The sequence below is a fragment of the Streptomyces sp. NPDC038213 genome (genome assembly GCF_055600495.1).
Genome location: NZ_JBVJYM010000028.1, coordinates 62,557 through 83,702, shown reverse-complemented (window position 1 = coordinate 83,702; position 21,146 = coordinate 62,557). Strand labels below are relative to the sequence as shown.

General features: G+C 75.1%; 23 protein-coding genes and 1 riboswitch. Of the genes, 11 read left to right on the top strand and 12 right to left on the bottom strand.

Annotation, left to right across the window (positions count from 1 at the left end; genetic code table 11):
• Position 1 precedes the first annotated feature (1 nt).
• Positions 2 to 799, bottom strand: coding sequence for an acetoacetate decarboxylase family protein (locus tag ACZ7JZ_RS28775; protein ID WP_470944250.1), 798 nt, complete (start codon positions 797 to 799; stop codon positions 2 to 4).
• A 144-nt stretch (positions 800 to 943) separates the two neighbouring features.
• Here ACZ7JZ_RS28775 and ACZ7JZ_RS28770 point away from each other — a divergent pair, with 144 nt between their 5' ends.
• From ACZ7JZ_RS28770 to ACZ7JZ_RS28750, 5 genes are all read left to right on the top strand, one after another.
• Positions 944 to 1,573 carry a TetR/AcrR family transcriptional regulator gene (locus ACZ7JZ_RS28770; RefSeq protein WP_470944247.1) on the top strand — a complete coding sequence of 210 codons (630 nt, stop codon included), beginning with the start codon at positions 944 to 946 and terminating at the stop codon, positions 1,571 to 1,573.
• Between the two features lie 137 nt (positions 1,574 to 1,710).
• The gene (locus ACZ7JZ_RS28765) at positions 1,711 to 2,694 is read left to right on the top strand and encodes a DEDDh family exonuclease (RefSeq protein WP_470944245.1); all 984 of its coding nucleotides are present in this window, start codon (positions 1,711 to 1,713) and stop codon (positions 2,692 to 2,694) included.
• 64 nt (positions 2,695 to 2,758) lie between these two features.
• On the top strand, positions 2,759 to 2,992 hold the full coding sequence (locus ACZ7JZ_RS28760) for a hypothetical protein (RefSeq protein WP_470944244.1): 234 nt from the start codon (positions 2,759 to 2,761) through the stop codon (positions 2,990 to 2,992).
• Positions 2,993 to 3,061: 69 nt separating this feature from the next.
• Positions 3,062 to 3,937 (top strand): SURF1 family cytochrome oxidase biogenesis protein, encoded by an 876-nt coding sequence (locus tag ACZ7JZ_RS28755; RefSeq protein ID WP_470944241.1) that lies wholly within the window; start codon positions 3,062 to 3,064, stop codon positions 3,935 to 3,937.
• Between the two features lie 33 nt (positions 3,938 to 3,970).
• Entirely contained in the window at positions 3,971 to 4,726 is a 756-nt protein-coding gene (locus tag ACZ7JZ_RS28750; protein ID WP_470944238.1) for an SDR family oxidoreductase, read from the top strand.
• Positions 4,727 to 4,981: 255 nt separating this feature from the next.
• Here ACZ7JZ_RS28750 and amaP read toward each other — a convergent pair whose 3' ends face one another.
• The 9 genes from amaP to ACZ7JZ_RS28705 all read right to left on the bottom strand — a co-directional run bounded on the left by amaP (position 4,982) and on the right by ACZ7JZ_RS28705 (position 11,564).
• Positions 4,982 to 5,536: an alkaline shock response membrane anchor protein AmaP gene (amaP, locus tag ACZ7JZ_RS28745; protein ID WP_470944235.1), complete on the bottom strand. Its 555-nt coding sequence runs from the start codon at positions 5,534 to 5,536 to the stop codon at positions 4,982 to 4,984.
• A 4-nt stretch (positions 5,537 to 5,540) separates the two neighbouring features.
• Positions 5,541 to 6,050, bottom strand: coding sequence for a DUF6286 domain-containing protein (locus tag ACZ7JZ_RS28740; RefSeq protein WP_470944233.1), 510 nt, complete (start codon positions 6,048 to 6,050; stop codon positions 5,541 to 5,543).
• Positions 6,051 to 6,202: 152 nt separating this feature from the next.
• Positions 6,203 to 6,613 (bottom strand): Asp23/Gls24 family envelope stress response protein, encoded by a 411-nt coding sequence (locus ACZ7JZ_RS28735; protein ID WP_470944231.1) that lies wholly within the window; start codon positions 6,611 to 6,613, stop codon positions 6,203 to 6,205.
• A 138-nt stretch (positions 6,614 to 6,751) separates the two neighbouring features.
• Positions 6,752 to 6,937: a hypothetical protein gene (locus ACZ7JZ_RS28730; protein ID WP_470944229.1), complete on the bottom strand. Its 186-nt coding sequence runs from the start codon at positions 6,935 to 6,937 to the stop codon at positions 6,752 to 6,754.
• Between the two features lie 27 nt (positions 6,938 to 6,964).
• Positions 6,965 to 7,393: an Asp23/Gls24 family envelope stress response protein gene (locus tag ACZ7JZ_RS28725; RefSeq protein WP_470944227.1), complete on the bottom strand. Its 429-nt coding sequence runs from the start codon at positions 7,391 to 7,393 to the stop codon at positions 6,965 to 6,967.
• A 211-nt stretch (positions 7,394 to 7,604) separates the two neighbouring features.
• The gene (locus tag ACZ7JZ_RS28720; RefSeq protein WP_470944225.1) at positions 7,605 to 8,384 is read right to left on the bottom strand and encodes an enoyl-CoA hydratase/isomerase family protein; all 780 of its coding nucleotides are present in this window, start codon (positions 8,382 to 8,384) and stop codon (positions 7,605 to 7,607) included.
• Between the two features lie 119 nt (positions 8,385 to 8,503).
• Positions 8,504 to 8,725 (bottom strand): helix-turn-helix domain-containing protein, encoded by a 222-nt coding sequence (locus tag ACZ7JZ_RS28715; RefSeq protein ID WP_470944223.1) that lies wholly within the window; start codon positions 8,723 to 8,725, stop codon positions 8,504 to 8,506.
• Positions 8,726 to 9,105: 380 nt separating this feature from the next.
• Positions 9,106 to 10,704, bottom strand: a complete 1,599-nt coding sequence (locus ACZ7JZ_RS28710; protein WP_470944221.1) for an ABC-F family ATP-binding cassette domain-containing protein — start codon at positions 10,702 to 10,704, stop codon at positions 9,106 to 9,108.
• 131 nt (positions 10,705 to 10,835) lie between these two features.
• Positions 10,836 to 11,564 (bottom strand): hypothetical protein, encoded by a 729-nt coding sequence (locus ACZ7JZ_RS28705; RefSeq protein ID WP_470944219.1) that lies wholly within the window; start codon positions 11,562 to 11,564, stop codon positions 10,836 to 10,838.
• Between the two features lie 151 nt (positions 11,565 to 11,715).
• Here ACZ7JZ_RS28705 and ypfJ point away from each other — a divergent pair, with 151 nt between their 5' ends.
• On the top strand, positions 11,716 to 12,603 hold the full coding sequence (ypfJ, locus tag ACZ7JZ_RS28700; protein WP_470944216.1) for a KPN_02809 family neutral zinc metallopeptidase: 888 nt from the start codon (positions 11,716 to 11,718) through the stop codon (positions 12,601 to 12,603).
• Between the two features lie 312 nt (positions 12,604 to 12,915).
• Positions 12,916 to 13,353 (top strand): VOC family protein, encoded by a 438-nt coding sequence (locus ACZ7JZ_RS28695; RefSeq protein ID WP_470944213.1) that lies wholly within the window; start codon positions 12,916 to 12,918, stop codon positions 13,351 to 13,353.
• Positions 13,354 to 13,371: 18 nt separating this feature from the next.
• Here the strand turns inward: ACZ7JZ_RS28695 and ACZ7JZ_RS28690 are convergent, their stop codons facing one another.
• On the bottom strand, positions 13,372 to 14,790 hold the full coding sequence (locus ACZ7JZ_RS28690; protein ID WP_470944210.1) for a hypothetical protein: 1,419 nt from the start codon (positions 14,788 to 14,790) through the stop codon (positions 13,372 to 13,374).
• Between the two features lie 232 nt (positions 14,791 to 15,022).
• On the bottom strand, positions 15,023 to 16,150 hold the full coding sequence (locus ACZ7JZ_RS28685; RefSeq protein WP_470944208.1) for an alpha/beta hydrolase: 1,128 nt from the start codon (positions 16,148 to 16,150) through the stop codon (positions 15,023 to 15,025).
• 274 nt (positions 16,151 to 16,424) lie between these two features.
• Between ACZ7JZ_RS28685 and ACZ7JZ_RS28680 the strand changes: the two genes are divergently transcribed.
• From ACZ7JZ_RS28680 to ACZ7JZ_RS28665, 4 genes are all read left to right on the top strand, one after another.
• Complete coding sequence (locus ACZ7JZ_RS28680; RefSeq protein WP_470944207.1) at positions 16,425 to 17,681, top strand: inorganic phosphate transporter; 1,257 nt, start codon at positions 16,425 to 16,427, stop codon at positions 17,679 to 17,681.
• A gap of 43 nt (positions 17,682 to 17,724) precedes the next feature.
• Positions 17,725 to 17,946, top strand: coding sequence for a hypothetical protein (locus ACZ7JZ_RS28675; RefSeq protein WP_470944204.1), 222 nt, complete (start codon positions 17,725 to 17,727; stop codon positions 17,944 to 17,946).
• A 278-nt stretch (positions 17,947 to 18,224) separates the two neighbouring features.
• Positions 18,225 to 18,348: riboswitch (cobalamin riboswitch) on the top strand.
• Between the two features lie 58 nt (positions 18,349 to 18,406).
• Entirely contained in the window at positions 18,407 to 19,387 is a 981-nt protein-coding gene (locus ACZ7JZ_RS28670) for a cobalamin biosynthesis protein (RefSeq protein ID WP_470944201.1), read from the top strand.
• The gene (locus ACZ7JZ_RS28665) at positions 19,384 to 20,970 is read left to right on the top strand and encodes a cobyric acid synthase (protein ID WP_470944199.1); all 1,587 of its coding nucleotides are present in this window, start codon (positions 19,384 to 19,386) and stop codon (positions 20,968 to 20,970) included. The genes ACZ7JZ_RS28670 and ACZ7JZ_RS28665 overlap by 4 nt, the downstream gene beginning before the upstream one ends.
• The last annotated feature ends 176 nt before the right edge of the window (positions 20,971 to 21,146 follow it).

Sequence of the window (21,146 nt, the reverse complement as noted above, 5' to 3'; positions counted from 1 at the left end):
CTCAGGCGCTCCCCTCGGGCGGTCCGTCGAGGACCTGCTGGGGGTCGTCGTAGCGCTGGTGGATGTACGGCAGGAGGGCCTGGGCGCTGACCCGCTCGACGGCGCGGCCGCGCTGGTCGGTGGTCTTCTCGCCGATGGTGATGCCGACGAGGCGGCGTACGGCGAGGTCGGCCACGGGGTCGTACATGGACTCGCGCAGGACCACGTCGCCGGTGACGGACTCCAGCCTGCGGACCTTCTCCAGCCGGGTGCAGTGCACGAGCACCGGGTCGGACTCGAAGCCCGAACCGTCCACGGCGGGGAGGAACTTGAAGTAGAAGTCGGTCTTCTCCACCGGCTCGGGCAGCGGCAGTGCGCGGTCCACGGCCCCGCGGACCTCGACGAAGGCGATGCCGTGCCGGGCGAGGGCGGCGCGGACGACCAGGCCGTCGCGCTCCACGGTGACCTCGCCGAGCTTCTTGGGCTCGCCGAAGACCTCGCGGCCGCCGGTCAGGGCCCGCTCGTGGGTCATCGGCATGACCAGCGGGTACCAGCCCTCGACCCCGCCGTGCCGGGCGGCGACCGCGACGGATCCGGCGCCCAGGGGGTAGCCGGTCAGGTCCACCCTGCTGATGTTGGCGCGGACGAGGGGGCGTTCGGCGGGCTTGAGCGGCGGGGGCAGGACGGCCGCCACCACGTCGGGGTCGGTCTCCCAGACGGCCACCACCCCGGTGGACCAGATGTCGGGGAGCTTGGAGCTCTTCTCGCGGGAGGCCGCGATCTCGGCCTCGGTGCGCGCGCCGTACCGTACGCGTGCCATGGGCGTACCACCCTTCGGTCGGTGTTCCTCCGTGGGCGCTGCGGGGTTCTGTAACACAGTTACACCGCTGCCGATGAAGGGTAAAGAGGCCTGCACGAAAGAGAACTGACGGATCGCCAGATGCCTTGGGGAGGCGAGGAGCCCATGACCGCGCGCAACCAGCTCACCCGCGAGGACGTCCTGGCGGCGGCCGCGTCCCTGGTCAGGCAGCACGGACCGGCCGCCCTGACCATGCGCCGGCTCGCCGCCGCCCTCGGCACGGCCGTCACCTCGATCTACTGGCACGTCGGCAACCGCGAGTGCCTCCTCGACGCCCTGGTCGAGCGGACCGTCCGCGAGATGGGCGAGATCCGGCCCGCGGGCCGCACCCCGGCCGAGCGGATCGTCTCCGTGGCCCGCTCGCTGCGCCAGGAGCTGCGCGAGCGCCCGCACCTGATCGCGATGGTCCACGAACGCGGCCTCACCGAGCGGATGTTTCTGCCCGCACAGCAGGCGCTCGTCCGCGAGGTGCACGCGGCCGGGCTGCACGGCACGCGGGCCGCCGACGCCGTCCGCGCGGTGCAGTTCCAGGTGGTCGGCTTCGTCCTGGTCGAGCGCAACCGCGAGCGCTCCCCCGCCCCGGCAGCCGCCGAGGGCGGCCTCTGGGACCCGGCGGCGGCCCCGGGCGACCCGGCCCTGTCCCGCTCCCTGTCCCGCCCGGCCGACCCCGAACGGATCTTCCTGCTGTCCGTACGGTCCCTGGTGGCGGCCCTGCTGACCGGGCCCGCCCGGTAGGGCGCCCGGGTTCCCCTTCGCGGATCCCGGCGGACCGGGCCGGTCGGCGGCCGCCGGGCGGCGCGGGGCGGCCCCCGCCGGGCGGGGGCCGGGTACGAGGTCCGGGCCACGGGTGTCGGTGCGGGCCCGTATCCTCTGTGACCATGCTCGACGACCGTACGACCGCAGAGACGACCTGGCCGGCCGCGTACCCGCAGGGGTACGCGGTCGTCGACGTGGAGACCACCGGGCTCGCGCGCGACGACCGGATAGTCTCCGCGGCCGTCTACCGGCTGGACGCGCGGGGCAACGTGGAGGACCACTGGTACACGCTGGTCAACCCGCAGCGGGACCCCGGCCCGGTCTGGATCCACGGGCTCACCGCCGAGGTGCTCGCGGACGCCCCCCTCTTCGGGGAGATCGCGGGCGAGTTCGCGCAGCGGCTGGCCGACCGCGTGCTCGTCGCGCACAACGCCATGTTCGACTGGCAGATGATCGCCCGGGAGTACGCGCGGGCCTCCGACGCCCCTCCGGTCCGTCAGCGGCTGTGCACCATCGCCCTATCGAAGGAGCTCCGCCTCCCGCTCCCCAACCACAAGCTGGAATCGCTCGCCGCGCACTTCGGCGTGGTCCAGCAGCGCGCCCACCACGCCCTCGACGACGCCCGCGTCCTGGCCGAGGCCTTCCGGCCCTCGCTGCACGCGGCCGCGCGCGACGGGCTGCGGCTGCCGCTGCTCGAATGCCGGCCGCTCACCGAGTGGTCGGACTCCCCCGCCGCCCCGCGGATCGGGCAGCAGGCCTCCTACCGCGGTGGCGGCGGCAGCTGGCGCCCCTCGCGCAAGCGCCCGCCGTGCCCGTACCCGAACCCCGGGCGGTACGAGGACGGCAGGCCGCTGCGCCAGGGCATGCGGGTCGCCTTCTCGGGGGACACCTCCGTGGACCGCGAGCTGCTGGAGGACCGCGCGGTCGAGGCCGGGCTGCACGTGGCGACGAGTGTGTCGCGCCTCACCAGCCTGCTCGTGACCAACGACCCCGACTCGGCCACCTCCAAGACCGCCAAGGCCCGGACCTTCGGCACCCCCGTCGTGGACGAGGCCGCCTTCACCCAGCTCCTGCGGGACGTGGCTGCGGCAGACGGGTGAGCGCGGCGCGACGCGCCCGCGCCCCGCTCGCCCGGCGGCCTCCCCCGGTCCCACCCTGTGGCGCATGGCACGTTGCGAGGTCTGCGGAAACGACTACGGCATGTCCTTCGAGGTGCACGCGCAGGGCGCGGTGCACGTCTTCGACTGCTTCTCCTGCGCCATCCACCGCATGGCGCCCATCTGCGAGCACTGCAAGGTCCCGATCATCGGCCAGGGGGTCGAGGTCCAGGGCGCGTGGTACTGCGGGGCGCACTGCGCCCGGGCGGAGGGGAAGGTGGGCATCGTCGACCGCGTCTGACCGCCGGCGGCCCGGCCGCGGGGCACCCCCCGCGGCCGGGTCCGGTGCGCGGCGGGTACCGTCGTGGGCGTGTACCGCTTCGTGCTGACCCGGCAGTGGGTGCTCTTCACCCTCTTCGCCTTCCTCCTCCTCATCCCCGTGATGGTCAAACTGGGCTTCTGGCAGTTCCACCGCCACGAGCACCGGGTCGCACAGAACCAGCTGATCGCCGGCAACCTCACCGCGGATCCGGTACCGGTGACCGAGCTCACCTCCCCGGGCCACCGGGTCCCCCGCGCCGACCTGTGGCGCGCGGTCACCGCCACCGGCACGTACGACAGCGCGCACGAGGTCGTGGTCCGGATGCGGACCTCCGCCGACGACAAGCTCGGCTTCCACGTCCTGACCCCGCTGGTCCTCGGCGACGGCCGGGCCGTCCTCGTCAACCGCGGCTGGGTGGCCGGCGGCGGCGACGCCCGCGCCCATCCGCCCGTACCGCCCGCGCCTCGCGGCGAGATCACGGTCACCGGGCGGCTGAAGGCCGACGAGACCACCGAGGGCAGCGGGATCAAGGACCGCAAGGGCCTGCCCGACCGCCAGGTGATGCTGATCAACAGCGGGCAGCAGGCGAAGGCCCTGGGCCGCGGGGTACTCGGCGGCTACATCGAGCTGACCGCGCCGGCCCCCGCGGACGGCAGCCCCCAGCCGGTCCCCGAGCCGGACCACGAGTCGATCGGCGCGCACATGGCGTACGCGGTCCAGTGGTGGCTGTTCGCGGCGGCGGTCCCGGTGGGCTGGGTGGTCCTGGTACGCCGCGAAAAGCGCGACCGCGAGACGGCGGCGGCCACCGCATCCGCGGGAACGGGCCCGGAGGGGGACGCGGACGGGGGGCCGGAGGGGGACGCGGACGGGGGGCCGGATTCCGGCGCGGGCGGCGGGTCGGGGGTTTCGGCGGTCACGGCCTGAGCCGTCGGGGCGCGGGCTCGGTAGCGTAGGGCCATGGATCTTGGACTGAAGGACCGCGTCTACGTCGTCACCGGAGCCACCCGCGGACTGGGCTTCGCCGCCGCGCGCGAACTGGCCGCCGACGGCGCCAAGCTCGTCGTCACCGGCCGGGACGCCCAGCGGGCCGCCGAGGCCGCGGCCGCCCTCGGCCCGGACGCCCTCGGGGTGGCCGCCGACAACTCCGACCCCGGCACCGCCCACCGCCTGATCGCCCAGGCGCGCGAGCGCTTCGGCCGCTTCGACGGGATCCTCGTCAGCGTGGGCGGGCCCGCGCCGGGGTTCGCCTCCGACAACACCGATGCGCAGTGGACCGCCGCCTTCGAGAGCGTCTTCCTGGGCGCCGTACGGCTCGCCCGGGAGGCCGCCGCCGAGCTCGGGGAGGGCGGGGTCATCGGCTTCGTGCTGTCCGCGTCCGTGTACGAGCCGATCCCGGGGCTGACCATCTCCAACGGCCTGCGGCCGGGGCTCGCGGGCTTCGCGAAGTCCCTCTCCGACGAGCTCGGGCCGCGGGGGATCCGGGTGGTGGGGCTGCTGCCTTCGCGGATCGACACGGACCGGGTGCGGGAGCTGGATGCGATGTCCGGGGATGCGGAGGCTGCGCGGGCCGGGCATGAGGCGCAGATTCCGCTGCGGCGGTACGGGGCGCCCGAGGAGTTCGGGCGGGCTGCGGCGTTTCTGCTCTCGCCGGCGGCCTCGTATCTGACCGGGGTCATGCTCCCCGTCGACGGCGGCGCCCGCCACGGCTTCTGACCCGGGGTCCGCTGCGCGGGGCCTGTTCCCCTACCCGCCCCTTCCCGAACTGGGGCTCCGCCCCAGACCCCGCGCCTCAAGCGCCGGCGGGGCTTGATTTGCCGCCTGCGGCGGCAATATCAAGCCCGCGCGGCGATTGAGCGCACCGGGCGCGCAGCGCACGGAACGGGGTCCGGGGCGGAGCCCCGGTATCGGGAAGGGGCGGGGTGGGGAACAGCCCCCGCGCAGCGGGACACAGGGTCAGGGGTCGGGGCGTCACGTGACGCGTTGGGCGTGGTGGCGGGTTACCTGGAGGCGGACCTCCGCCGGGAGTTCCGCCAGCCCCGCCGACACCCGCGCATGCTCCAGCACCCGCCCCGCCACCCCCGCCACCGCATCCGCCGGCACCGCATGCGGCTCCAGCACCAGCCGCGCCCGCACGAACGGCGCCCCGCGCCTGCGGTGCAGCGTCAGGTGCGCGGACGCGACCCCGTCCATCGCGGCGGCCTCCGCGTTCATCGCCGCCTCCAGCGCCGCGCCCCGCAGCAGCGCCCCCGCCCCGTCCCCGGTGTCGACCAGTACGGCCGCCAGGCGCGAGCGGCGCAGCTGGGCGAGGAGCCACCACAGCGCGAGCAGCACGCACACGGCGAGCCCCGCGATCACGGCGGGCCACCACCAGCCCTCATCCTCCCAGCGCTGCCGGTCCGCAGCGGAGAGCAGGACGTCGCTGCGGCCCGCGTACGGCCAGGAGCCGGTGAGGACCACCGCGCCGAGGGCGGTGAGGACCAGCCCGGCCAGTGCCAGCAGGGTCCGGTTGACCACGGGGAGCACCGGCTCACCCCTTCCTGGGCGCGCGGGCGACCCGGACGTGCAGCTGCGGCGGGTGGGCGAGGCCGAGTTCCTCGACGGCCACGTCGAGTACGTGTTCCAGGTCGGAGCGGACCTCGTCCAGTTCGCGGAAGTGCGAGGAGACCTTGACCCCGATCCGGGACCGGCCGACCGAGACCCGTACGGACTCCACTCCGGAGACCTCCATGGCCCGGTCCCGCACGATCAGCCCGACCGCCTTGCGGGTCAGCCCGCCCCGGATCCCCTCGGGGGCGTGCACGGGCAGCAGCCGGCGCAGTCCTGGCGTGCACGCCAGGAAGAGGAGCAGCAGTCCGCACAGGACCAGCGCCACTGCGGCGGCGACCACTCCCGGGTCGTCCAGGGTCGCGGTCTCCAGCCGTTCGGCGAGCTCCCGGCGCCAGGCCGCGCCGGGCCGGCCTGCGCGTACGGCCGCCACGTCGTAGAGGAGCAGTCCGGAGGCGCCCAGGAGGACCAGGGCGGTGAGGCCGGCCGGCACCCGCCGTGCCGACCGGAACCGCCGTACCCGGCCGCCCGGACCGGAACCCGCGGGGGAGGCGGGGGAAGCGGCGGGCGGGTCCTTGGACAGCAGGTCCCGGGACGGCTCGCCCCCGGGCGGCCGCGCCCCGGAGGCTCCGGCGGGCCGGGCCGTCACCGGAGCCTGGCCCGGGCGCCCGGGCGGGTGTGGGCGGAGTGCAGGCGCTCCACGTCGACGTCCACCTCGGGTACGGCCATCCCGGCCAGCTCCTCGACGCGTTCGGCCACCCGGCGGCGTACGGCGGCGCACTGGGCGCCGATATCGCCGGGGTAGGCCAGCTCCAGGCTGATGCGCACGCGCGCGATGTCGTGGTGCACGGTCACCGAGGCGTGCGGGTCCGCGCCCTCGGGCGGGGGCGGGCCCAGGGCCTCGCGGGCCGCGCGGGCGGCGATCTTCGCCACCACGCGGTCGGCGATCCGGGTCGCCCCGCGCCGGGCGGGCGCCGCGGCGGCCCGCCGGACGGGCCGCACGGTCCGCGGGTCGGGCGCGCCGAGCGGGTCGGTCCTGCCGAAGCGGTCGGGCATGCCGAGCGGGTCGGCCTCACCGAAAGGTCCGGCCGGGTCGGCCTCACCGAAAGGTACGGGCCCGCCGGGCGGGTCCGTCGGGTCCGGGCGGGACGGGTCGGGGGGCGGGGTGCCGGGGGCGGGGGCGGGCACCCGGGGTCACCGCCGCCGGTCTTCGCGGGAGCGGAAGAAGGTGCCCGGGTCGAGGTCCCCGTCGAGGAACCGCCCCGCGGTGAAGCCGATGGCGCCGAGCGCCGCCACCAGCAGGAAGGCCCCGAAGCCGCCGAAATACCCGGCGAACCCCAGCGCCATGCCGGCCACCATGCCGGCCACGGCCATGCTCATCGCGCGCTCCTCTCGGCCGCCGTCCGCCTACTGGAGCCGGCTGCCCGCCTCGGACTCCTCGTCCGCCTCGTCCGGCAGTTTGACGTCGGTGACCGCGATGTTGACCTCGACCACTTCGAGGCCGGTCATCCGCTCCACCGCCGAGATGACGTTCTCACGGACGGCCCCGGCCACGTCGCGGATCGACACGCCGTAGTCCACGACGATTTCCAGGTCGAGGGCCGTCTGCACCTCGCCGACCTCGGCCTTCACCCCGCGCGAGACCGATTTCCCGCCGCCTCCGGGGACCCGGTCGCGCACCGCGCCGAGGGTGCGCGAGAGGCCGCCGCCCATGGCGTGGACGCCGATGACCTCGCGGGCCGCGAGTCCGGCGATCTTCTCGACCACCCCGTCGGCGATGGTGGTGCGCCCGCGGCTGGCGGCCGCCGGGGTCCTGCCGGTGTCGGATTCGGTCATCGCGCTGTTCCCTCCGGACGTGGCGTACGGACTACCCGACCCACGGTAAGCGCGGACTCCGGCCCGCGCTTGGGGACGCCCCCCAGGGGGTGACGGCCGGGCGTACGGCGCTCCTTCCCGCACACCGCCCCGCCCATGCCGCGGCCCGCCCGTACCGGGGCACGGGCGGGCCGGAGACTGCTGCGGTGGGGGGCTCGCGGGAGCAGGCGGGTCAGTCGGACAGGCCCGCGAGATCGCGCAGGCGCCGGGCCTGGGCGGCGCGCTCGGCGGCCCGCTGCTCCTCGTACGTACGGCCCGACGCGCCGCGCAGCAGGGTCTTCGTCTCGATGACGGCGTCCCGCGGGGCCGCGACCAGGGCGGCGGTCAGGTCCGCGACGGCGGCGGAGAGCTCGGCGGCGGGGACGACCAGGTTGGCGAGGCCCACGCGCTCGGCCTCCTCCGCCTGGACGAAGCGGCCGGTGGCGCAGATCTCCAGGGCGCGGGCGTAGCCCACGAGGGAGACGAGCGGGTGTGTGCCGGTCAGGTCCGGCACCAGCCCGAGGCTGGTCTCGCGCATGGCGAACTGCACGTCCTCGGCCACGACCCGCAGGTCACAGGCGAGGGCGAGCTGGAATCCCGCCCCGATGGCGTGTCCCTGCACCGCGGCGATGGTGATGAGGTCGCTGCGCCGCCACCAGGTGAAAGCCTCCTGGTACTCGGCGATGGTGGCGTCCAGGCGCTCGTCGGAGCCGCGCGCCAGGTCGAGGAAGGACGGCTCCCCCTCGAAGCCCTCGGGGGTGAAGGCCTGGCGGTCGAGGCCGGCCGAGAAGGACTGGCCCTCGCCGGCCAGGACGACCACGCGCACGGTGCCCGGCAGCAGCCGACCGGCCTCCGCCAAGGCCCGCCAGAGCGCGGGGGACTGGGCGTTTCGTTTGGCCGGATTGGTCAGTGTCACCGTGGCGACCGTGTCTTCGACGGTGAGCCGTACGCCGTCCTTGTCGAGCAGAGCCATCATCGTCTCCGGGAGCAGTCGACAGATAAGTGACTGCACAGTAACCACCCAGTCGACCTCTCGGCCGACCGGGGGTCACGAAGGTGGTGACGGCTGGTGATCCTCGGGCCGGGCCTGGATCAGGCCGCGGCCGCCTTCTTGCCGCGCGTCGCGCCACCGCGGCCGCGCAGTGTGACTCCGGATTCGCTCAGCATCCGGTGGACGAATCCGTAGGAGCGGCCGGTTTCCTCGGCCAGCGCCCGGATGCTCGCACCGGAGTCGTACTTTCGCTTCAGGTCTGCCGCGAGCTTGTCGCGCGCGACGCCGGTCACCCGGCTGCCCTTCTTCAGAGTCTCGGCCACCCGTGCCTCCTCAGGGGAAGTGCGCTCTGGTGCTTCTCATGATCACCCCTCGGGGCCTTCCTGGCCACCCATTCGACAAGGTCTGTGCGGCGGCAATTTCGCGCGGGGCCGGCGGCCGCCCCGCCCCGGGGCCGGTCCGGGCGGGGAATCACCAGGTCAGGGGGCGGAACGCGGAAAACACGGCGCCCCGGCCGCGGCCCCGGGGGGACACGGCCGGGGCCGGTGTACAGCACGCAGCGGTACGAGACCGCCTCACTCAGATGAAGGATCACGCATGAGCCGAATGATCCAGAGCTGATCCGGAACGGATCCGGACCGCCTCGGGAGCGGCTCTGGAGCCGCTCCGGGTCCGGTCGCGGAATCCGCACCGGCGGTCCGGCTCAGGCCAGGGCCACCAGGTCCTTGTAGTCCGGGCCCCACAGGTCCTCGACCCCGTCCGGCAGCAGGATGATCCGCTCCGGCTCCAGGGCGTCGACCGCGCCCTCGTCGTGGGTGACGAGGATGACGGCGCCCTTGTACGTGCGCAGCGCGCCGAGGATCTCCTCGCGGCTGGCCGGGTCGAGGTTGTTCGTCGGCTCGTCGAGGAGGAGCACGTTCGCGGAGGAGACGACCAGGGTGGCCAGGGCCAGCCGGGTCTTCTCGCCGCCGGAGAGCACCCCGGCGGGCTTGTCCACGTCGTCGCCCGAGAACAGGAAGGAGCCGAGGGTCTTGCGGACGTCGACCAGGTCGAGGTCGGGGGCGGCCGAGCGCATGTTCTCCAGGACCGTGCGCTCCGGGTCGAGGGTCTCGTGCTCCTGGGCGTAGTACCCGAGCTTGAGGCCGTGCCCCGGGGTGACCTCGCCGGTGTCCGGCTGCTCGGCGCCCGCGAGGAGGCGCAGCAGGGTGGTCTTGCCGGCGCCGTTGAGGCCGAGGATGACCACGCGGGAGCCCTTGTCGATGGCCAGGTCGACGTCCGTGAAGATCTCCAGGGAGCCGTACGACTTGGACAGGCCCTCGGCGGTCAGCGGGGTCTTGCCGCAGGGCGCCGGGTCCGGGAAGCGCAGCTTGGCGACCTTGTCGGAGACGCGGACGGCCTCCAGGCCGGACAGCAGGCGGTCGGCGCGCTTGGCCATGTTCTGCGCGGCGACGGTCTTGGTGGCCTTGGCGCGCATCTTGTCGGCCTGGGCGTTGAGGGCCGCGGCCTTCTTCTCGGCGTTCTGGCGCTCGCGCTTGCGGCGCTTCTCGTCGGCCTCGCGCTGCTGCTGGTAGAGCTTCCAGCCCATGTTGTAGACGTCGATGGTGGAGCGGTTGGCGTCCAGGTAGAAGACCTTGTTGACGACCGTCTCGACCAGGTCGACGTCGTGGGAGATCACGATGAACCCGCCGCGGTAGACCTTGAGGTAGTCGCGCAGCCACACGATCGAGTCGGCGTCGAGGTGGTTGGTGGGCTCGTCGAGGAGCAGGGTGTCGGCGTCCGAGAAGAGGATCCGGGCGAGCTCGACGCGGCGGCGCTGGCCGCCGGAGAGGGTGTGCAGGGGCTGGCCGAGGACCCGGTCGGGCAGGCCGAGGGCGGCCGAGATGGTCGCGGCCTCGGACTCGGCGGCGTACCCGCCCTTGGTGAGGAACTCGGTCTCCTGGCGCTCGTACTGGCGCAGGGCCTTCTCGCGGGTGGCCCCGGAGCCGGTGGAGATGCGCTCCTCGTTGGCCCGCATCTTCTTGAGCAGGACGTCGAGTCCGCGGGCGGAGAGGATCCGGTCGCGGGCGAGCACGTCGAGGTCGCCGGTGCGCGGGTCCTGGGGCAGGTAGCCGACCTCGCCGGAGCGGGCGATGGACCCGGCCGCGGGCTGGCCCTCGCCGGCGAGGCACTTGGTGAGGGTGGTCTTGCCCGCTCCGTTGCGGCCGACGAGGCCGATGCGGTCGCCCTTGGCGACGCGGAAGGAGGCGGACTCGATGAGGACGCGGGCGCCGGCGCGCAGCTCGATGCCGGTTGCGGTGATCACGGAAATACTCCAGGGCGGGGTGGACGGCGGAAGGACAGCGCTGCTCGCGCCTGTGAGGCTGGGCGCGATTCTTCGACGCCGCTAATGCACAAGGAGATGTGACATGCGACCAGTCTAACGGGGGTACGCAACTACTTTTCTGGGCTGTGAGTGGCCTCACCCGGGGGCTCGTTGCCGAGGGGCCGGCGGTGCGGGGAGACCCGGCCCAGCGCGTCCACGGCCACCAGGGACTCCTGCCAGGCCGCGGCCGGGTCGGTGCAGGGCCGGGCCACCAGGAGCACGCGCCCGGTACGGGCCTGCCGGGCCGGGTCGTGGGCGCAGCCGGCGGGTGCGGCGGCGATCCAGCGCAGGTCGCCGTCGGCGGTCCGGTACGCCGTGATGCGGGCGGGGGTGACCACGGCGAGCATCCGGGCGTCGGCGTCGAGGGGCTGGAGCACCCCGCCGGGGTCGGCGGGCAGGCCGGGGACGGCCCGGTGCCAGCGGACCGCTCCGGTGGCCGGAGCGGTGTCGGTGAGCAGGCCGTCGTCCCAGAGGGTGAGGGCGTGGCCGGGGGCGGTGCGCAGGGCGAGGGGGCGGGCCCCGTCGCGGCGGTAGGTCCACAGGGGGCGGGCACCGTCGCGGGCGCGGGCCTGGACGGCGTCGGGGAGCAGGCGGGCCAGGGGTTCCGCGGCGGGGCGGGGGCCGGGGTGCGGGGTGAGGCGGTCGCCGTAGGGGGCGGCTGCGGGGTGTCCGGCGGTCCGGGCCGCGAGGCCGGTCAGGGCGGCGAGGACGGTGAGGACGGTGAGGGCTGCCGCGGCGGCCGGGAGGAGGGCGGCGGCCCGTACCCGGCGGCGGGGGGTGGGCGCGGGGGGCGGGGTCACGGGTTCCGGAGCGTAGCGGCGGGCGGCGGGCGGGGCGCGCGGCGCGGGGCGGGGGTCGCCCGTTCGGCCCTCGCCCAGCGCCGGGGGTCGGTGTCCGTACCAGGATGAGGGGGGCCGGGGTTTCCGGCGCGGGACGCAGAGGCGGTGCGGGATGCAGTTCGACGACAACGCCAACTTGGACACCTCCGAGGTCCAGGACGTGCGCGGCAGCCGCATCCCGGGCGGCAGGGCGACGGTCGGCGGCGGGATCGCGGGCCTGATCGCGCTGGTGCTGGGCCTGCTGTTCGGGGTGGGTCCCGAGCAGCTGGGCCTGTCCTCGGGCGACGACCCGCCGGCGGCCACCGCATCCTCGGCGGCGCAGGTGCAGTCCGCCTGCCGGACGGGGGCGGACGCGAACGCGCGGGAGGACTGCCGGATCGTGGCGGTGGTCAACAGCGCGCAGGACTTCTGGCGGCAGGAGTTCACCCGGCGCGGGGGTACGTACAGCCCGGCGCAGACGGTGTTCTTCACGAACCGGGTGGGCACGGCGTGCGGCTCGGCCACCTCGGCGGTGGGCCCCTTCTACTGCCCCGCGGACCGGAAGGTCTATCTGGACCTGGGCTTCTTCAACGAGCTGCGGACCAAGTTCGGGGCGAGCGGCGGGCCGTTCGCGCAGGCGTACGTGGTGGCCCACGAGTACGGGCACCACATCCAGAACCTGATGGGCACGCTGCAGCGGGCGCAGGACGGGCGGCAGGGCGCGGACAGCAACGCGGTGAAGGTGGAGCTCCAGGCGGACTGCTACGCGGGGGTGTGGGCGCACCATGCGACGCGGACGCCGGACGAGTCGGGGCGGCCGCTGATCACGCGGGTGACGGAGGAGGACGTCAAGGACGGGCTGAGTGCGGCGGCTGCCGTGGGCGACGACCGGATCCAGGAGAAGTTCCAGGGGCGGGTGATGCCGGAGGCGTGGACGCACGGGTCTGCGGAGCAGCGGCAGCAGTGGTTCTACCAGGGCTTCCGCACGGGTGACATGGCCCAGTGCAACACCTTCCGCTGACCGCTGCGCGGGGCCTGTTCCCCTACCCGCCCCTTCCCGATACCGGGGCAAGCCCCGGACCCCGTTCCGTGCGCTGCGCGCCCGGTGCGCTCAATCGCCGCGCGGGCTGGATTGTGCTGCGGTGCGCTGGAATGTCCCGGTCAGCGGCAAAATCCAGCCCCGCCAGGGGGTCCCCCCGGACGAAGTCTGGGGGAGTTTGAGGCGCGGGGTCTGGGGCGGAGCACCAGTTCGGGAAGGGGCGGGGTGGGGAAAAGGCCCCGCGCAGCGGGGAGGGGTTCTGGTTGGTCCGGTTGGCGGAGAGGAGTGGTTCTCATGGCAGGGATGAACGGTGGGGGCGGCGTGTGTCCGGCGCTGCTCTACGACGACGCGCAGGGCGCGCTGCGCCAGCTCACCGAGGCCTTCGGGTTCACCCGGGTGGCGGTGCACGAGTCGGAGGACGGCACGGTGGCCCACGCGGAGCTCGCGTACGGCGACGGCGGCACGGTGATGCTGGGCAGCCGCGGCCGGGGCGGGCCGTTCGACGAGGCGATGACCGCAGGGGCGGCCGGCGGGCGCGCCCCCGCTGGCGTGTACGTGGTCGTGGCCGACGTGGACGCCCACCACGCCCGCGCCGTCCGGCACGGGGTGGAGGTGCTCATGCCGCCCACGGACCAGGAGTACGGCTCCCGCGACTACCTGGCCCGCGACCTGGAGGGCAACGTGTGGAGCTTCGGGACGTACGTCCCGGGGGCGCCGCCCGCGGAGGCGTAGCCGCAGACGGCCCGGCGGTCAGCTGCCGCCCGTGTGGACCTGGAACGCCGCCCGCCGGACGGCCTTGGCGAGGGCCGGGTCGGGGTGGGCGGCGGCCAGGGCGATGAGGACCTGGACGGTCCGGGGGTGGCCGACGGCCCGTACCTCGTCCAGCAGGTGCGGCACGGTGGTCCGCACGGCCGCGTCCAGGTGCCGCACCAGCACCTCGGCCTCGCCGTGGTCGGCGACGGCCGCGGCGGTGTCCACCCAGAGCCAGGTGGACTCCTCACGGGTGAGGGCCTCGTGCGCGTCCTCGGGGTCGGCCCCGTCGTGCTCGGCGAGCCACAGCAGGGCGTAGGGGCGCAGCGCGGCCTCGTCGGCGGTGGCGCGCACCTCCGGTTCGGCGGGGGCGCCGACCACCCGCAGGGCCTCGAAGGCCAGTCCGCGCACGAGGGCGTCCTCGCCACGGGCGGCCTGGAGGAGTTCGGCGACGGCGCTGCCGACGGGCCGGGCGGCGAGCCAGGCGCGGTACTCGGCGCGGGCGGGCCCGGGGGTGAGGCGGGCGCAGCCGCGGAGCATGGCGGCGGCGGACTGCTCGATGTTGCCGGCCGGGCTCTGGGCGGCGACGCAGATCTGTTCGAGCTTGACCCAGACCGCCCAGCTGCCGAGGGGGGTGAGGGTGGCGCGGGCGGGGCCGAGGGTGAGGGCGTCGACGGCGCCGAGGCAGCCGAGGGCCCAGCGCAGCAGCCGGGACAGGGTGGCGGGGTCGGCCGCGGGGGCGGGCTGCGGATCCTCGCCGTAGGGGACCTCGCAGCGCTCGTCGCGCAGTTCGGCCACGCGCTGGGCGAGCAGGTCGAGGAGGGCGGGCACGGTGACGGGGCCCGCGGAGAGCTGGAGGAGGGAGAGCAGCTGGGGCATGGCCTCGACCACCTCGGCCACGGCGGCGGGGTCGATGCCGTCGGGTGCGGGGTGGATGAGGGACCAGGCGTCGAAGACGGCGACCCAGCCGCGCAGGACGGCCTGGTCGTCGCGGTCCCAGGCGTGCAGCCGCCAGCCGGGGCGGGCCCGGCCGCCGTGTACCTCGACGAGCCCGGAGAGCCGGGCGCGGTCCCAGCCGACGCGGACCTGTCCGGACGTCAGGCCCAGGGCGGCGGCGGCCTCTTCGACCTCGGCGCCGGCCAGCAGGGGCCGGGGGCCGGGGGCTTCGGGGCTGCCCGCGGCGGCCGGGGGCGCGGTGAAGTGCCGCTCGGCCCAGCGGGCGAGTCGGGCGGAGTCGGAGAGTGAGGCCCTGGCCCGCTGGGCGAGTTCGGCCGGGCCGGGGGTGCCCTCGGGCGGGCGTGGCGCGGTCCGGGTACGCCGGTTCGACACGGCCGTCCGCGCGGTGGTCAGCGCACGCGGGGAGACGAGTCGGAGTCTGGAGTCGCGAGCCAACTGCTCATCAGGCGTTCGGGACGTCACGTGGAGCAGTCTCGCCGGTCACGGCCGAAAGCCCAAACGGAACCGGCCATTACTGCCTGTGACGGGGCCCGCAGACCGGGACAAGCCGCCCGGCCGGGCCCTCCGGCAGGGGGCGTTCCGGCGGAATCCGGCCAGGGGGTGCGGATCCCGCCGCCGGGCGGCCCGCAGGGCCCCGGCGGGGCTCCGGCCGGGCTCCGGCGGCGGTGGGGCGGACGTCAAGCGGGCGGGGCGTTCACATCAATGGGGTGAGGAAGCGGCGCAGGGCCTCCTCGTACTCCCCGGGGGCGGCGTTCCACATGGCGCCGTGCGGTGCCCGCGGGACGGTGCGGAGCGTGACGAGGTCGGGGCGGGCCTCCGCGGTCGCGCGGGAGAGCTCCCAGGGGGCGAGGGCGTCGTCGGGCCCGTGGAAGATCAGTACGGGGACCTTGAGCCCGGCGGGGTCGGCGGCCGCGGGGAGCCGGGCGGCGCGCAGTCCGGCCCGGCCCTCGGCGGCGCGGACGGCGAGCGGGACCAGCGGGGCGGGGGTGCCGCGGGCGGCGGCGAGTGCGCGCAGGGTGAGGTGCCAGTCGAGGACGGGCGAGTCGAGGACGAGTCCGGCGATCCGCCCGTGGAGGGCGGAGCGGGAGGCGGCGTGGAGGGCCATGGCGGCCCCGGTGGACCAGCCGTGCAGGACCACGCGGTCGGCGCCGAAGCGCACGGCGTAGCGGATCGCGGCGTCGAGATCGCGCCATTCCGACTCCCCGAGGTGCCCGAGGCCGTCCGGAGAGGCGGGGGCGCCGAGGTCGTTGCGGTACCCGAGGGAGAGGACGGGGAGCTGCAGGGCGTGCAGGAAGGGCATCAGGTTCATGGGGTGCTCGCGGGTGGTGCCGAGCCCGTGGACGGCGATCACCCAGGTGCGGCGGGCCCCGGGGACGAACCACGCGGGCAGCGGTCCGAGCTCGCCGGGTACGTCCACGTCCGCGTGGTCGAGGCCGAGGGCGCTGCGCGGGTCGCCGACGTGGAGCTGGGGGGTGAGGGCGACGCGCAGTCCCGGTTCGAGGACGCCGTGGGTGACCCGTACGAGCCGCCGTACGACGGTGTCGGGGCGGTGCGGTACCCCGTCGAGCACGGGGCCGGCGACGGCGTGGACGCCGGGGGCGGTGAGCCCGTAGGTGCCGGGGAGGAGGGAGGACAGGGCCCGGGTGAGCTCGACCCGGCCGGCGGCGGTGCCGTGGACGGCGAGGCGGGGGCCGCCCGGCAGGGGCCGGCCGGGACCGGGCCGCAGAGCCGCGTCCCCGGCGTACCGGCCGGCGGCGACGGCGGCCGCTCCGGCGCCGATCAGGGTGGTGACGGCCGCTGCCGTCGCTGTTGCGGTGCGCACCGCTCCAGTTTCGGGCGGGTGGGGCGAGGCGGCCAGTCCGGAGGGTGATCTGGATCTCTCCGCAGGGTGGCCGAAACCGGTCGGAGCCGTTCCGGTCGGGTTCCGTTTACCGAGCTCTGACCTGTATATATCCAGCCATGGCGGCCAAAATCGGGTCATACGGCCAGGCGTTCCCCCGGGCGGGTACACCACTGCGCCCGTCCCAGTTCATCTTCCGTTCACTCAGGTTGCTTACGGTCGCCGAGCCACTGACCTCAAACAGAAGCCTGGGTAAATGGAGCACATAACGCTTCTCCTCGGGATCGTGATCATCACCGCTCTCGTGTTCGACTTCACGAACGGTTTCCACGACACGGCCAACGCGATGGCCACCACCATCTCGACCGGCGCCCTCAAGCCCAAGACGGCGGTGGCGATGTCCGCCGTACTCAACCTCGTCGGCGCGTTCATGTCCGTGGAGGTCGCCAAGACGATCTCCAAGGGCCTCGTGAACGAAGAGGGAATCCAGCCCGAAGTGATCTTCGCCGCGCTCGTCGGTGCGATCCTCTGGAACCTCCTGACGTGGCTGGTCGGCCTCCCCTCCAGCTCCTCCCACGCCCTCATGGGCGGTCTGATCGGTGCCGCGGTCGCCTCCGCCGGCCTCGGTGCGGTCAACGGCGGCACGCTGGTCACCAAGGTGCTGATCCCCGCGGTCGCCGCGCCCCTGGTCGCCGGTGTCGCCGCGCTGCTCGCCGCCAAGCTGACGTACAAGCTCGGCAGCGGCATGGACGAGAAGACCTCGGCCAAGGGCTACCGCGCCGGCCAGATCGCCTCGGCCGGACTGGTCTCCCTGGCGCACGGCACCAACGACGCCCAGAAGACGATGGGCATCATCACCCTGGCCCTCGTCGCCGGTGGCGCGCTCGCGCCCGGCTCGAACCCGCCGGTCTGGGTCATCGTCTCCGCCGGTGTGGCCATCGCCCTCGGCACCTACCTGGGCGGCTGGCGCATCATCCGCACCATGGGCAAGGGCCTGACCGACCTCCAGCCGCAGCAGGGCTTCGCCGCCCAGACCTCGGCCGCCGCGGTCATCCTGGCCTCGTCCAACCTGGGCTTCTCCCTCTCCACCACGCACTCCTGCTCCGGCGCCGTCATGGGTGCCGGCCTGGGCCGCAAGGGCGGTGTGGTCCGCTGGTCCACCGCCACCCGCATGTTCGTCGCGTGGGGCCTGACCTTGCCGGCCGCCGCACTGGTCGGCGCGGGCGCCGAGTACGTGATGCGCATCGGCGACGTCGGCATCGCCGCCGTGACCGTCTTCCTCGTGGGCTCCTGCCTCGCCATCTGGCTGATCTCCCGCCGCCAGGTCGTCGACCACACCAACGTGAACGAGACCGGGGGCGACGAGCCCGGCGTCGTGACCACCGCCATCGCGGCCGTCACCCCGCCGCCGGCCGGCACCACCGCCGCGGTCACCGACGAGGACCTCAAGGCCACCATCCCGGCACCGCACACCGCGGGCGAGACCCCGGCCGCTCCGGCCGCCGCGGTCTGACCGCGCACCGGACCCACCGAGCACTGCAGAGGAACCTGAAGCTATGAAGATCGACTGGGCAGCCCTGGGCTCCGTCTTCGGCGTCAGCCTCGGAGCCACCATCGGCCTCGTGGCCCTGTTCGTCCTGGGACTCGTCGGCCTCTCGAAGCACGAGGCAGCGGTCCAGCGGGGCGGCGGCGCCGTCCTCGCCCGCTCCGGCGCCTACGCGGCCTTCGCCGTCTGCGCCGCGGCCGTCAGCTACGGGATCTACCTGATCGTCGTCTGACCTGCGGAACCCGAGCCGCGAGAACCCCGGGAAACCCGGGAAACACAGCTCCCCCGCCAGGCCCCACCAGCGGCCTGCGGGGGAGCTTTCGCACACCCCGGCGGGTGCCGGGCGGGCGGTGCGGCGGGTGGGGCGGCGGGCGGTCCGCTCCGGGGCGGCCCCGGCCGCGCCCCGGACCCCGTGTGGGCCTGCGCACACTGTCCTTGCGCAGGTCAACGGCGAGTTGACGGGCCATCGCGGTGCGTGGTGGACTGCCCGAGCCATTACGGCGGCAGGAGAGGAAGTCCGGTGTGAATCCGGCGCGGTCCCGCCACTGTCACCGGGGAGCGCTCCCCCACCGTGCGTCACGGCCCCTGCGGGCTGGAAGGCCGGGGGAGGCGCCGATCCGGGAGCCAGGAGACTCTCACCGCCGGTCACGTCGAACCAGGGCGCGGACCCTGAGTGAGGACACACACCTGCCATGCGTGCCGATCGCGTGTTTGCGTACGGTGCGGCGGCCGGGCTGATCGGGGACCGGATCCTGGGCGATCCGCGCCGCGGCCACCCCGTCGCCGCCTTCGGACGTGCCGCCGCCGCCGTGGAACGGGCCCTCTGGCGGCCCGAACCCTCCCGCCAGCGGGCCCTCGGGGCCCTGCACACCGTGGTGTGCACGGGCGGTGCCGCCGCGCTGGGGGTCCTGGCCGCCCGCGCCGTGCGCGCGCGGCCCGCCGCCGCCCGGATCGCCCTGACCGCCGCCGCCACCTGGACCGTGGTCGGCGGCACCTCGCTGGGCCGCGAGGCCCGCGCCATCGGCGGGGCCCTGGCCGCGGGGGACGCCGACGTGGCCCGCGAGCGCCTGCCGCACCTGTGCGGGCGCGACCCGCACTCCCTGGACGAGCAGCAGATCGCCCGCGCCGTGGTCGAGTCGGTGGCCGAGAACACCTCCGACGCCGTCGTCGGCGCCCTCGTCTGGGGCGCTGCGCTCGGCGTGCCCGGACTGCTGGCCTTCCGCGCCGTGAACACCCTCGACGCGATGGTCGGCCACCGCTCCCCCCGCTACCTGCGCTACGGCTGGGCCTCGGCCCGCCTGGACGACCTGGCCGGCTGGCCGGGCGCCCGGCTGACCGCGGCCGCGGCCGTGCTGGCGGGCCCGGACCGTCGGGGGGCGGTCCGGGCCTGGCGTGCCGACGCGGCGGACCACCCGAGCCCGAACGCCGGGCCGGTCGAGGCCGCCTTCGCGGGGGCCCTGGGCGTGCGCATGGGCGGCACGCTCGCGTACGGCGGCCGCGTCGAGCACCGCGCGGTGCTCAACGGCGCGGCCGGGCGGCCCGTAGCGGCCGCCGACATCGAACGGGCGGTACGCCTCTCCCGGCAGGTCACCTGGATCGCGCTGGGCACCTGCGCGGCGGGCCGGCTGCTGGTCTCGGGACTGCGGACACGGCGACGGAAGGGACGGCGATGAGCGGCGGCGCCACCGGGCAGGGCGGTACGGGGCAGAGCGGGCCCGGAAGAGGCGGTACGGGCACCGGGGGCGGGCGGCGCGGCGGCGGGCTGCTGGTCGCCGGGACCACCTCCGACGCCGGCAAGAGCGTGGTCACGGCGGGCATCTGCCGCTGGCTGGCCCGCCAGGGCGTCAAGGTCGCGCCGTTCAAGGCGCAGAACATGTCCCTGAACTCCTTCGTGACCCGCGAGGGCGCCGAGATCGGCCGGGCCCAGGCCATGCAGGCCCAGGCGGCCCGGGTCGAGCCCACGGCGCTGATGAACCCGGTGCTCCTCAAGCCCGGCAGCGACCGCAGCAGCCAGGTGGTGCTGCTGGGAAAGCCGGTGGGCGAGATGAGCGCCCGCGGCTACCACGGCGGCCGCCAGGAGCAGCTGCTCGGCATCGTCACGGACTGCCTGGAGCAGCTGCGGGGCACGTATGACGCCGTGATCTGCGAGGGGGCCGGCAGCCCGGCCGAGATCAACCTGCGGCGCACCGACATCGTCAACATGGGCATCGCGCGCGCCGCGCGCTTCCCCGTCGTCGTGGTCGGGGACATCGACCGGGGCGGGGTGTTCGCGTCCTTCTTCGGCACCACGGCCCTGCTCGCCCCCGGGGACCAGGAGCTGATCGCGGGCTACCTGGTCAACAAGTTCCGCGGGGACGTCTCCCTGCTGGAGCCCGGGATGGAGATGCTCCGCGGGCTCACGGGCCGCGCCACCTACGGCGTCCTGCCCTTCCAGCACGGGCTGGGCATCGACGAGGAGGACGGCCTGCGGGTATCGCTGCGGGGCGCGGTGCGCGAATCGGTGGTGGCCCCGCCGGTGGGCGAGGACGTCCTGCGGGTCGCCGTCTGCGCGGTGCCGCTGATGTCGAACTTCACGGACGTGGACGCGCTGGCCGCCGAACCGGGGGTCGTGGTGCGGTTCGTGGACCGGCCCGAGGAGCTCGCCGACGCCGATCTGGCCGTCGTACCGGGCACGCGCGGGACCGTGAAGGCGCTCCAGTGGCTGCGCGAGCGGGGGCTCGCGGACGCGCTGGCCCGGCGGGCCGCCGAGGGGCGGCCGGTCCTCGGGATCTGCGGCGGCTTCCAGGCCCTCGGCGAGGTCATCGAGGACGAGGTCGAGTCCCGGGCCGGCACCGTGCCGGGGCTCGGACTGCTGCCGGTACGGGTCCGCTTCGCGGCGGAGAAGACCCTGGCGCGGCCGGTGGGCACGGCGCTGGGCGAGGCGGTGGAGGGGTACGAGATCCACCACGGCGTCGCCGACGTGCGGGGCGGCGAGCCGTTCCTGGACGGGTGCCGGGTCGGGGCCGTGTGGGGGACGCACTGGCACGGGTCGCTGGAGTCGGACGGGTTCCGGCGGGCGTTCCTCCGGGAGGTGGCGCGGGATGCGGGGCGCCGGTTCGTGCCGGCGCCGGACACGTCCTTCGGCTCGCTTCGCGAGGAGCAGTTGGACCTGCTCGGGGACCTGGTCGAGGAGCACGCGGACACGGGTGCGCTGCTGCGGCTGATCGAGGCGGGCGCCCCGGCGGGGCTCCCCTTCCTCCCGCCGGGCGCACCGTGACCGCGTCCGCGGGGACCGGGTCCGCTGCGCGGGGCCTCTTCCCCACCCCGCCCCTTCCCGAAACCGGGGGCAAGCCCCCGGACCCCCGAACCGTGCGCTCCGCGCCCGGTGCGCTCAAACGCCGCGCAGGCTGGAATTGCCGCGGAGCGGCACATATCCAGCCCCGCCGGCGCTTG